Below are 431 nucleotides of genomic sequence, written 5' to 3' on the forward strand. Positions count from 1 at the left end.
AGAGGCCAAACAACAAATGGCAGAACAAGGTGTTGAGGTTCGACTGTGAGTGACTGGCTGGACCAGGTGAACTGGAACAATGATGGATTGTGCCCTGTGATTACACAGGAGCATTCCAGTAAGCAAGTACTCACACTTGCCTGGATGAACCGTGAATCGTTGAAGCTGACTGCCGAAACCGGTCACGCCGTTTACTGGTCACGATCCAGACAGCAACTGTGGCACAAGGGCGAACAGTCGGGACATCAGCAGATCATCAAATCCATTCGTATCGACTGTGATCAGGATGCCATTTTGTTACTGGTGGAACAAAAAGGCGGAATCGCCTGCCATACCGGTCGACATCACTGCTTTTTTCAAGAATTACAGGATGGGCAGTGGCAAACAACTGAACCGGTACTCAAAGATCCGGATGAGATATATCATGAGCG

1 protein-coding gene is annotated in these 431 nt (G+C 49.2%); it reads left to right on the top strand.

The window, feature by feature from the left end:
- Positions 1 to 45: 45 nt before the first annotated feature.
- The coding region (gene hisI / locus MPL1_RS13010; protein ID WP_009727600.1) for a phosphoribosyl-AMP cyclohydrolase at positions 46 to 431 on the top strand (386 nt) is incomplete at its 3' end.

Source organism: Methylophaga lonarensis MPL (assembly GCF_000349205.1).
In the GTDB taxonomy this organism is placed as follows: Bacteria; Pseudomonadota; Gammaproteobacteria; order Nitrosococcales; family Methylophagaceae; genus Methylophaga; species Methylophaga lonarensis.